At 40.6% G+C, this 12040-nt stretch carries 13 protein-coding genes; all 13 read right to left on the reverse strand.

Going from position 1 to position 12040, the window contains the following annotated elements:
- The 13 genes from lspA to scpC all read right to left on the reverse strand — a co-directional run bounded on the left by lspA (position 1) and on the right by scpC (position 11997).
- Positions 1-438 (reverse strand): signal peptidase II, encoded by a 438-nt coding sequence (gene lspA / locus VEHSUH05_RS08580; RefSeq protein ID WP_054673761.1) that lies wholly within the window; start codon positions 436-438, stop codon positions 1-3.
- Between the two features lie 140 nt (positions 439-578).
- Positions 579-743, reverse strand: a complete 165-nt coding sequence (locus tag VEHSUH05_RS08585; RefSeq protein WP_105091318.1) for a DUF362 domain-containing protein — start codon at positions 741-743, stop codon at positions 579-581.
- A gap of 426 nt (positions 744-1169) precedes the next feature.
- Positions 1170-2471: an SLC13 family permease gene (locus tag VEHSUH05_RS08590; protein WP_105091319.1), complete on the reverse strand. Its 1302-nt coding sequence runs from the start codon at positions 2469-2471 to the stop codon at positions 1170-1172.
- 494 nt (positions 2472-2965) lie between these two features.
- Positions 2966-4087, reverse strand: a complete 1122-nt coding sequence (gene mmdB / locus VEHSUH05_RS08600; protein WP_105091320.1) for a methylmalonyl-CoA decarboxylase subunit beta — start codon at positions 4085-4087, stop codon at positions 2966-2968.
- A 70-nt stretch (positions 4088-4157) separates the two neighbouring features.
- Complete coding sequence (gene mmdC / locus VEHSUH05_RS08605) at positions 4158-4541, reverse strand: methylmalonyl-CoA decarboxylase subunit gamma (RefSeq protein ID WP_054673767.1); 384 nt, start codon at positions 4539-4541, stop codon at positions 4158-4160.
- Positions 4542-4614: 73 nt separating this feature from the next.
- A complete protein-coding gene (mmdE, locus tag VEHSUH05_RS09305) occupies positions 4615-4782 on the reverse strand; it encodes a methylmalonyl-CoA decarboxylase subunit epsilon (protein WP_169835179.1) in 168 nt (55 codons plus the stop codon).
- Positions 4783-4806: 24 nt separating this feature from the next.
- Complete coding sequence (gene mmdD / locus VEHSUH05_RS08610; RefSeq protein ID WP_105091321.1) at positions 4807-5145, reverse strand: methylmalonyl-CoA decarboxylase subunit delta; 339 nt, start codon at positions 5143-5145, stop codon at positions 4807-4809.
- Positions 5146-5218: 73 nt separating this feature from the next.
- Positions 5219-6748, reverse strand: coding sequence for a methylmalonyl-CoA decarboxylase subunit alpha (gene mmdA, locus VEHSUH05_RS08615; RefSeq protein ID WP_095066238.1), 1530 nt, complete (start codon positions 6746-6748; stop codon positions 5219-5221).
- Between the two features lie 151 nt (positions 6749-6899).
- On the reverse strand, positions 6900-7322 hold the full coding sequence (gene mce / locus VEHSUH05_RS08620) for a methylmalonyl-CoA epimerase (RefSeq protein WP_005377395.1): 423 nt from the start codon (positions 7320-7322) through the stop codon (positions 6900-6902).
- Between the two features lie 52 nt (positions 7323-7374).
- Positions 7375-8313 (reverse strand): methylmalonyl Co-A mutase-associated GTPase MeaB, encoded by a 939-nt coding sequence (gene meaB / locus VEHSUH05_RS08625; protein ID WP_105091322.1) that lies wholly within the window; start codon positions 8311-8313, stop codon positions 7375-7377.
- Between the two features lie 79 nt (positions 8314-8392).
- On the reverse strand, positions 8393-8788 hold the full coding sequence (locus VEHSUH05_RS08630) for a cobalamin B12-binding domain-containing protein (RefSeq protein ID WP_054673772.1): 396 nt from the start codon (positions 8786-8788) through the stop codon (positions 8393-8395).
- A 28-nt stretch (positions 8789-8816) separates the two neighbouring features.
- A complete protein-coding gene (locus VEHSUH05_RS08635; protein WP_105091323.1) occupies positions 8817-10463 on the reverse strand; it encodes an acyl-CoA mutase large subunit family protein in 1647 nt (548 codons plus the stop codon).
- A 28-nt stretch (positions 10464-10491) separates the two neighbouring features.
- A complete protein-coding gene (gene scpC, locus VEHSUH05_RS08640) occupies positions 10492-11997 on the reverse strand; it encodes a succinyl-CoA:acetate CoA-transferase ScpC (RefSeq protein ID WP_038115734.1) in 1506 nt (501 codons plus the stop codon).
- Positions 11998-12040: the final 43 nt, after the last annotated feature.

The raw sequence follows: 12040 nt of genomic DNA on the forward strand, positions 1-12040 counted from the left end.
TTACTCCTCTGTATGAGTTGTTATTAGATAATATAAAACCAAAATTACACCTATGCAAATTCCGATGTCCGCAACATTAAAAATAGGCCATACACGAAAATCAAAAAAGTCAACCACTCCATGCAGCACATATCGATCGATACCGTTGCCAACCGCACCAGACGTCAATAAAGCTGCACCTACACGTAATGCCAACGGCCCTTTAGATAAACGCTTCCAATAATATATACACACGGCTACCAACACAATGGCTACCAACAAAAAGAACCAACGTTGATTCGCCAACATCCCAAAAGCGGCACCACGATTAATAATAAAGGTCAAGTGAAATACATTAGGTATCACCGACAGAGATTCACCTAATATAAAATGATTCATTACATAAGATTTGCTCCATTGATCCAATGCAAGCCAAAGAATAAATACAATATAAAACAAAGGTCGACTCCCTTACAATAACTTTATAATTCATCAATACATCTAAATAATCAATATATCTTAATAGTCATATTATACTAAGTTACTCTATTTTAAGCAAAATAAAAAAGCCCCTCTACGAGGGGCCAGTTCATTTGTGATTACTCAGCGGAAATTACAGATACTGGGCAAACAGATTCGCAAGAACCGCAGTCGATGCAAGTATCGTTGATTTCATATTTAGTTCCGCCTTCAGAAATAGCGGAAACCGGGCAAACAGATGCGCAAGAACCACATTTAATGCAACCATCAGCAATAACTCTCATGATTTAGACCTCCATCAAAAATATAGATTAAAACTTTTATTATCATTTAAAAAGGCACTTGCCTCACTTACATTCTCATTATCACATAATAATAATTGAAAGTCAAATGAAAATGAGATAAATCAAAATCTTTTTATACATACTCACCTTTCACTTTTATCATATAAGAACTAATACGTTCTTTATATTGATATATTTTTTCAATTATATTTTTAAAATAGAAATAGAGTAATTGAGAATTCATTTATTATCATTTAATAAAAATACTAATCATTTTAATAGGAATATAATTATCAATATTCATTATCATATTAATAGGATCCAAAATCCTAGTTTTAAATTAAAAATAAAGATTTACATACAAAAACGAGGTCGAATCTCACGATTCGACCTCGTATGTGCTCATATAGTAGAATAACAATTCCCTTATTTACCAGGGAAGAAAGGCCACACCATTGGAATAACAATAAGGCTTACAATAAAGCATACTACAATCAATGGAACGCCGGCTTTTACATAGTCTGTAAATTTATATTGACCAGGTCCAAGTACTAATGTATTTGGAGGAGTACCTACAGGTGTACCGAATGCACAGGATGCGGCAACGCCGATAGCCATAAGAACGGCATGAGGGTCAGCGCCCATCCCTTTTGCAATAGCGATACCGATAGGTGCCAATAATGCACAAGATGCGGTATTGGACATGAACTGAGTCATAACACAGGAAAGAATAAACAATACTGCTGTCGCAAAATAAGGGCTAGGATCGGAACCCATAACACTTAATACGGCATTAGCAATCAATTGACCGGCACCTGATTTATCAAGAGCTTCTGCTACCGGCATCATACCGGCAAATAGGAAAATTGTAACCCAGTCAATAGATGAATATGCTTGTTTTTCTTTCAAACAACCTGTCAATACACAAAGCATTGCGCCGATAACGGCAACCATGCTCAACGGCAAACTGATACCAAAGTTTTTCTTAAGGAAATCACCTAAAATCATGGCAATGATTACACCTAGCAAAATAAGGCCAGAGTATAATTGTTTTTTAGGATCATTAGACACTTCATCTGCCGATACTTCTTGTTCGACTTCACCGGCATCTGTAATTTCATGTTTAGGTAATAAATATTTACCGATAAACATCATAAAGATAATGGTAGCAATAGTCAAAGGAATACCAATCCATGCAAATTCAAAGAATCCAAATGGAGTGATACCGGATTTTTCCAACGTACCATTTACGATAATATTCGGTGGTGTACCAACCATTGTAATGATACCGCCAACCCCGGCAGCAAATGCCAACGGCATCAACTGACGAGATGCAGGAATCTTAGCAACGGAACAGATACCGACAACTACAGGAAGCAATGCAGCCGCTGTACCTGTATTCGATAAGAATGCAGACATTGTTGCGGTAACAAGCATGATTGCAAGCATTAATCCATTTTCACTTGTACCTGCATGAGATACTACGGTTTCCCCTATTTTTTGAGCTAAACCTGTATAGAATAAAGCACCGCCAACAACGAACATGCCGGCAAACAATACAACAGTACTATCGGACAAACCGGAAAATACAACCTTAGGAGTAATAATCCCCATAAGACCAAGTGTAATAGCACCACCTAAAGAAGTAATCGCTAACGGAATAATTTCCGTAACGAATAAGACAGCCATGACTGCAAGGACGATTAAGGTTTGTTCTGCAGCACCCATACATCATCATCTCCCTTCAGAGAAATGCACTGAATGTAGTTATAAAAGATATACTACATAACTTACGATGCTAATGGCACCCGCCATTAAAAAGGTAACCCCATATCCCTCTCGTGTTTTGGGATATCCAAAATGCAAGGACTCGGATATAATTCCGCGGCGATTAAACCACGAATATTTGGTCCTCTTCTGGAACCACTGAGCTTTACGCTCAGCACCGATGATCAGTGCAGTAATAAAAAAAACAATAAACGCCCATACAAAACAAATCAGTATTTTCAATTCTACAGATAACAAGATGACCACCTCTACTATATTAAAAGCACCGGAAGGTTATTTTGTGAGTTCTTGTTCACCACTTAATGACCGATCTGACGATAGCATTTATTGCCGTATACCAAAATATTGTATGTTTACATACAATCAGGCTAATTTTAATTCACCAATAGGTGTACCTGAGTAGGCACACCTCTTGGTGAATAATTATTAAATTATTAACGAGTGGACAACATAGCAAGCATTGTACCTGCCGCTACAGCTGTACCGATAACACCTGCTACGTTCGGTCCCATAGCATGCATGAGCAAGAAGTTTGCAGGATTAGCTTTAGCACCAACTACTTGGGATACGCGAGCCGCCATTGGAACTGCGGATACACCGGCAGAACCAATAAGTGGATTTGTTTTACCGCCATCGACTAAGCTCATCAATTTACCAAATAATACACCGCCGGCTGTACCGCAAATAAATGCAAATAAGCCTAAAAGAATGATTTTAATAGTGCCCCAGCTTAAGAAGTGTTCCGCACTCATCGTTAAACCAGTACCTGTTGCCAAGAAGATGGTAACGGTATTGATTAACGCATTTTGAGATGTATCGGATAAGCGATCCGTTACACCGGATTCACGGAACAAGTTACCTAACATCAACATACCTAACAAGGATGTAATGGAAGGAAGCAATAAGGAAATGAAAATCGTTGCAACAATTGGGAATACGATTTTTTCAAAACGTGTTACTTCACGCAATTGTTCCATCACAATTTCACGTTCTTTTTTAGTAGTGAATAACTTCATTACCGGAGGTTGAATCAACGGTACCAAGGACATATAGGAATATGCGGCAACCGCGATAGCACCTAATAAATGTGGAGCTAATTTAGCCGCCAAATAGATGGATGTAGGGCCATCCGCGCCACCGATGATACCGATAGCGGCAGCTTCTTGTACAGTAAAGCCCAAAGCCATTGCACCACCAAGAGCCGCAAATACACCGATTTGTGCGGCAGCACCTAATAACAATGTTTTAGGGTTCGCAATGAGCGGACCGAAGTCAGTCATGGCACCTACGCCAAGAAAAATTAGTGGTGGGAAGATTTCTTGGGAAATACCCGCACTGATAAGTGCCATAACGCCTTCTTCAAAACCGTTACGAGGAATGTTTGCGAGCAAACAACCAAAAGCAATCGGACCCAACAATAATGGTTCAAACTCTTTTGCAAATGCTAAATATAATAGAATTAACCCTACAAGGATCATTATAGCATTGCCTGTTGTAAATGCGAGGAAACCGCTATCGTTAATAACGGATTGTATCGCAACAGCAAAAGCCTCCATATTTGTTCCCCTTTCATAAATATAAAATTGTTTTTATAACGCGGTATGACCGCGTCACATCAACTTGGGATTAGCCAAGAACAACCATATCTTCGCCAGTGGATACAGTTTGGTTAGCAGCAACACGAACTTCTTTTACTGTTGCATCATGTGGAGCTGCGATTTCATTTTGCATTTTCATAGCTTCGAGAATCAACAAAGTTTCGCCTTTTTTAACTGCTTGACCAGCGGATACTGCTACGGATAGGATTTTACCAGGCATTGGAGCTTTTACAGTTTCAGCACCTGCTGGAACTGGAGCTGCTGCTTTAGCTGGTGCTGGTGCAGGAGCTGCTTTAGGTGCTGGAGCCGATGCAGGAGCTGCCTTAGGAGCTGCCGCAGGAGCCGCACTTTTAACTTCATTTACTTCTACATCATATGCTGTGCCGTTTACTGTAACATTGAATTTTTTCATTTTAAATTCCTCCAACTATTTGTGTGTTTATACACTATTTATAAATTAATTTACATATATAAATCTGATAATCCTATCGATTACCGCGTAAGCGCCCTTCCATTTTCCAATTATAGCTCACAATCGGACGAATATGCGCGATTTGATCAGCGGAATAACCCATTGCCGCTAATGCACCAACGATAACTGCCACTACATCTTTAGATGGAGCCTTACCGTTAGTCATTGTAGCATTGTTCATGACAAATGCCTCCTAAAAAATCTATTAATTTCTACCGCTTAAACGACCTTCCATACGCCATTTAGCGCTGGTTGCTGTAGGTCGAATAGATGCGATTTGTTCGGATGAATACCCCATCGCTACAATAGCACCTACGATAGCTGCTACTACTTCATCGTCGTTTTGAACAGGTGCACTTGCTACAGAAGCTGCAAAAGCAGCAACAGGTGTACTCGATTCAACAGGTGTTTTTTTCTTCTTTGTAGGATCAACTAAATGAACGATTTCCATCAGAATCCCCAAAGCAATCAAAACACCAAACACAACGGTCATATTAATGGCCATTATTAGTAACGGATTAGTAGTAACTGCTTGTCCTTCCATAATTATTCCCCTTTCTAAAAAAGTAGTAAAGAAAGGTATCTCCCAAATTCGATGATAACTTTACCGAATCGAATTATAATGGAATATTACCATGTTTCTTTGGAGCACGGTTTTCGCGTTTGCTTGCAAGCATTGCCAAAGCGTTGATAACTGCCGGACGAGTTTGTTTTGGTTCGATAACAACGTCTACGAAGCCACGTTCTGCAGCTTTGTATGGAGTTGCGAACTCTTCCACATATTTAGCTGTTTTTTCCTCTTTATCTTCATCTTTTCTGAAGATGATATTAGCAGCACCTGCAGGTCCCATTACAGCGATTTCGGATGTAGGCCAAGCATATACTTGATCAGCGCCCAAATCTTGGGAACACATAGCTAAGTAGGAACCACCATATGCTTTACGAGTGATAACAGTAATTTTTGGAACTGTTGCTTCAGAGTAAGCATACAACATCTTAGCGCCATGACGAATGATACCGCCCCATTCTTGATTTGTGCCAGGCAAGAAACCAGGAACGTCAACAAAGTTAACGATCGGAATATTGAAAGCATCGCAGAAACGGATGAAACGGGAAGATTTATCGGATGCGTTGATGTCCAAGCAACCAGCCATAACTTTAGGTTGGTTAGCGATGATACCAACTGATTGACCATCAAAACGTGCGAAACAAGTAATGATATTTGTTGCATAGAATGGTTGTACTTCGTAGAATTCACCATTATCTACTGTTGCAGCGATAACATCCTTCATATCGTAAGGCATATTGCTGTTATCAGGCAACAAGCTATTTAAAGCTTCATCTTCACGAGTTGGGTCATCACCTGTATCTACTAATGGAGCATCTTCCATATTGTTGGATGGCAAGAAGCCTAACAAGTAGCGAATCTGCGCGATGCAGTCATCTTCATCTTCAGCTGCAAAGTGAGCAACACCGGACACGGAGTTGTGAGCCATTGCGCCACCAAGATCTTCAGCCGTTACTTCTTCACCGGTTACGGATTTAATTACTGCCGGACCAGTGATGAACATTTGAGATGTATTTTTTACCATGTAGATAAAGTCAGTCAATGCTGGAGAATATACAGCACCACCTGCACATGGTCCCATGATTACGGAAATTTGTGGAATAACACCGGATGCATTTGTATTTTCAAAGAAAATTTTACCGTAACCAGCAAGCGCATCTACCGCTTCTTGAATACGAGCCCCGCCGGAATCATTGATACCAACGATAGGCGCACCCATTTTCATTGCTAAACGTTGTACTTTAACGATTTTAGCAGCATGCATTTCACCAAGAGAACCACCTTCTACGGTGAAGTCTTGTGCAAATGCATACACCAAACGACCGTCAATAGTACCATAACCGGTTACAACACCTTCGCCAGGTAATTCTTTCTTTTCTTGACCGAAGTTAACACAACGATGTTTAACAAATTGATCAAGTTCAACGAAAGAATTGTCGTCGAATAATTTCGCCAAACGTTCACGAGCAGTCATTTTGCCTTGAGAATGTTGTTTTTCGACGCGTTTTTCACCGCCACCAGCTTTCACTTTAGCTAGTTTTTCGTGCAATAACTCGATTTTTTCCTGCACTGTTGCCATTATAGCACCTCCAAATAAAACTTGTTACATTATCATTTTATTTCATAAATAAATAAAGTTCAAGCATATATACATATTTAATATATAACTACCGGTTATATGAACATGTATATCTATAACTCATATATAATGATATGTTTCAAGTACTGAATTATTTCATACGTTGACATAATTCAAGCAATACGCCACCTGTTGCTTTAGGATGAACAAAAGCAATGGAGGAGCCGCCTGCACCGTAACGAGGTTTTTCGTCAATCATACGAATACCTTTAGCCATCAAATCAGCAATAGCGTTTTCAATATTATCTACGCGTAAAGCAACGTGTTGAATGCCGTCACGACCGCCATTCTTTTCGATAAATTTACCGATAGGGCCATCTGGAGTTGTAGTTTCCAAAAATTCGAGTTCTGCATCACCACAAGGGAAGAATGATACTTTTACTTTTTGTTCTTCAACAACTTCATCTTCAGGAAGATGTTGAATACCTAATGCGTTTTTATAAAATTCTTTCGTTGCTGCTAAATCATTAACACCAATACCGATGTGGTCCACTTGTAATACTTTAAAAGCCATTTTGATTATCTCCTTTTATAAGGCTAAATCTCTCATGCTATGTAGTCGCCGTCTACTTTAGCACATTTGACATAACGCCGTTAACAACTGTATATGGATCGCTAGTGCGCTCATTTACAGCTGCCACTTGGCTATTAAATTCATCGTTAGTGACTATTTTTTCCGCCACATAACGACCAATTTGCTCATTAATCATCGCGATGATTTCATCACGCGTACGTTCTGCCCGGCGAGCATCCAACTCACCAGAGTCTTCAAGATACTCAAAATGTTCATCCAAGGCTTCAATGAGTTCATCTACACCTTGATCTTTGCTGGCAACAGTACGCTTAATCGGAGGTCTCCATTTGACTTCGCGAGAATCGAGATCAAGCATCATCTCGATTTCAACATTCAAACGATCGCAACCGTCCCGATCCGCTTTGTTGATAGCAAATACATCGCCAATTTCAAGAATCCCCGCCTTAATTGCTTGAATATCATCACCAAGGCCAGGCACAAGAACAACTAATGTGGTATCCGCATTTTTTACGATATCCACTTCCGATTGCCCTACACCTACGGTTTCAATGATGACGAGATCCATACCAAAGGCATCCATCAGCTTGACAACGTCCGCAGTTTTTTTAGACAAGCCGCCTAAACTACCGCGTGTCCCCATGCTTCGAATAAATACATTTTCATTTAACGTCAAATCATTCATTCGAATACGGTCCCCCAAGATAGCACCACCCGAGAATGGGCTAGTCGGGTCGATGGCAACGATGCCAATTTTTTTCCCCTGATCCAAATAATGTTTAACAACTTTATCGGTCAAGGTACTTTTACCGGCACCAGGGGCCCCTGTAATACCGAGAATACGAGCACGACCTGTTTCAGGATAAATGGCCTTCATAATATCGATGGCATTATCATACTCATTCTCTACAGCAGTAATGGACCGTGCTAAGGCTAGTCGAGAACCCTCAAATAGTTCTTTAACTAAATCCATTCGCCTCACCACCTATCTTAAAATATGGGAATAGAGGGATTCAGCCGCACAGTTGAGTCCCTCTCACCCATTAAATTAATTATTTCACGTGTTCTTTAATGAATTTAACGATATCGCCGGTTGGTGTACCAGGAGTGAATACAGCAGCTACGCCGGCTTTTTTCAAGCCAGGGATATCAGCGTCAGGGATAACGCCGCCGCCGATAACTAATACATCACCCATGCCTTTTTCTTTCAAAAGTTCAACAATTTTAGGGAACAATGTGTTATGAGCGCCGGAAAGAAGAGATAATGCTACTACATTAACGTCTTCAGAAAGAGCTGCTTCAACGATTTGTTCTGGAGTTTGACGAAGACCTGTATAGATTACTTCGAAACCAGCATCGCGAAGAGCGCGTGCTACTACTTTTGCACCACGGTCATGACCATCAAGACCTGGTTTTGCTACAATTACTCTAATACGTTTTTCTGCCATGATTTATTACCTCCGAAATTAGCCGATATTATAATGTGGAATGAGCTTCGTATTCACCGAATACTTCGCGCAACACATTACAAATTTCACCCAAAGTAGCATATGTTTTTACTGCTTCAAGAATTAATGGCATCAAGTTAACGTTTTCGTCAGCTGCGCCCGCTTTAAGTGCTGCCAATGCCGCATCAACTGCTGCTTGATCACGTTTAGCACGAACCGCTTGAGTTTTCTTGGATTGGTTAGCACCAACGGAAGCATCTACACGAAGAAGATCTTTTGGTGCTTCTTCTTCAACTTGGAATTTGTTTACGCCAACGATTGTGCGTAAGCCGGATTCAACTTCCATTTGCCATTTGTAAGCGGATTCTTGAATTTCTTTTTGGATGTAGCCTTTTTCGATTGCTACTACAGCGCCGCCCATTTCATCAATTTTCTTGATGTATGCCATAGCTTCGTCATAGATAGCGTTAGTCATAGCTTCAACATAGTAGGAGCCGCCCAATGGGTCAACTACGTCAGCCAAGCCAGATTCGTAAGCCACGATTTGTTGAGTACGAAGAGCTACTTGTACAGATGCTTCTGTAGGAAGAGCCAAAGCTTCGTCACGGGAGTTTGTATGTAAGGATTGAGTACCGCCCATTACAGCAGCTGCAGTTTGAAGAGCAACACGAACGATGTTGTTATCAACTTGTTGTGCAGTCAACATGGAACCAGCTGTTTGAGTATGTACACGAAGCATCATGGATTTTGGTTTTTTAGCACCAAAACGTTCTTTCATGATTGTTGCCCACAAGCGACGAGATGCGCGGAATTTAGCAACTTCTTCGAGTACGTTGTTATGAGCATTCCAGAAGAAGGAAAGACGACCAGCGAATGTATCAACATCAAGACCAGCTTTCAAAGCTGCTTCTACGTATGCGATACCATCAGCAATTGTAAATGCGATTTCTTGCGCTGCCGTGGAACCTGCTTCACGGATATGGTAACCGGAGATGGAAATAGTATTCCATTTAGGAACGTATTGAGAACAATATTCGAAGATATTAGTGATCAAACGCATGGATGGTTTTGGAGGGAAAATGTAAGTACCGCGAGCTGCGTATTCTTTCAAAATATCATTTTGAATTGTACCTTTCAATTCAGTGGAAGGTACGCCTTGTTTTTCAGCTACTGCAATATACATTGCCAACAAAACAGACGCTGGAGCGTTGATTGTCATGGATGTGGATACTTTACCAAGGTCGATGCCGTCGAACAAGATTTCCATATCTGCCAAGGAGTCAATAGCAACGCCTACTTTACCAACTTCGCCTTCAGCCATTACATCATCAGAGTCATAACCGATTTGTGTAGGCAAGTCAAATGCACAGGACAAGCCTGTTGCACCGGATTCGATAAGGTAACGGTAACGTTTGTTGGATTCTTCAGCAGTTGCAAAGCCTGCATACATACGCATTGTCCAGAAACGGCCACGGTACATAGTAGGTTGTACACCACGAGTATATGGATATTCGCCAGGCATACCCAAATCACGTTCATAGTCAAAGCCTTCAATATCAACCGGAGTATATACACGATTGTATTTCAAGTTTTGACGTTCTGGAGTTTTTACGCATTTTTCGTCACAAAGTTTGTTGTACTCAGCAATTTGGGCTTTTAAATTTTCGTAAGCCATGTTTTCATCATCCTCCTAATAAAACAGGTTATTTTTTCATGCTTCCAGTTTCTGTGAAGCGTTTATGCCAAGAAAGAGCTTCATCAAGCAACATAGGTGTATGGGCATTTTTTGTTGCTGCTAATGCTTTTTCTAGGTATTCAGTTAACATTGGTTTGTAGTCCGGGTGAGCACATTTTTCAATGATTAAACGAGCTCTTTCCACTGGGCTCAAACCACGGCAATCGGCAACACCTTGTTCCGTACAGAAAATCATAGTGTCATGTTCTGGGTGATCCACATGGGATACATATGGAACAATAGAACTGATGTCGCCATTTTTAGCAACGGAGTTAGTACAGAAGATAGTGAGATATGCACTACGTGCAAAGTCACCAGATCCGCCAACACCATTCATCATTTTGCTACCCATGATATGAGTAGAGTTTACATTGCCAAAAATATCAAATTCGATAGCGGTATTCATGGCAATGACACCAATACGGCGAGCGATACCAGGGTTGTTGGAAATTTCTTGCGGACGAAGAATAATCTTTTTACGATATTCATCGATATTATTATAGAAACGTTTCAACCCATCCGGAGAAGGACTCAATGCAGTACCGGAACATACTGTTACCTTACCAGCATCGATTAAATCAAACATACCGTCTTGAATTACTTCTGTGTAAATGGATAAATCTTTGAACGGCCCTTGAGCCAAACCGCTGATTACGGCATTTGCTACAGAACCTACGCCGGATTGCAATGGAAGCAAGTTTTGAGGCAAGCGGCCTTCTGCAATTTCTTGTTCAAAGAATTTGATAAGATGCTGACTCATCGCCTTTGCATCATCATCAATAGCAGCCAAAGGTCTAGTTGTATCAGGTACATCGCTCGGAACCACGGCAATAATTTTGCTAGGGTCACAAGGGATTGCATCTGTACCGATGCGATCGCCGGCCTGTTCCAACGGAATTGGTTTACGATGTGGTGGATCCAACGGTTCATAGATATCGTGCATACCAACTAAAGATAATGGTTGGGATACATTCACTTCTACGATAACTTTTTTAGCCTGACTGACAAATGTCGGGGAATTACCAACAGATGTAGTCGGTACTAAAGAACCGTCTTCGTTGATTTGACATACTTCAATAATCGCTACATCCAAATCTCCGAAGAATCCGTAACGAATATTCTGTGCCATTGTGCTCAAATGCATGTCGACATATTTAACATCTCCACCATTTAAAGCCTTCCGCATATCTTTATTAGTTTGATATGGAAAGCGGCGATTAATGCCATTAGCACGTGTTAACGCACCATCAGCTTCATCACCTACAGAAGCACCTGTCCATAAATCGATTTTGAATGGTTCCTTTTCCATTCGTTCTGCCAAAGCCAATGGTACAACTTTTGCATAACCCGATGGCGTAAAGCCGGAAATACCAACTTTGTCATTAGGGTTAATCAACTGAGCTGCATCATAAGCAGTGACAATTTTACCTTGCAGGTCCACATTTTTTACGCGGTCTTTGATGTCTATCACCATAACCATCTCCTTTAAGAGTAACATTGTTAAACGACAATTGAAT

Source organism: Veillonella denticariosi JCM 15641 (assembly GCF_002959855.1).
Lineage (GTDB): Bacteria > Bacillota > Negativicutes > Veillonellales > Veillonellaceae > Veillonella > Veillonella denticariosi.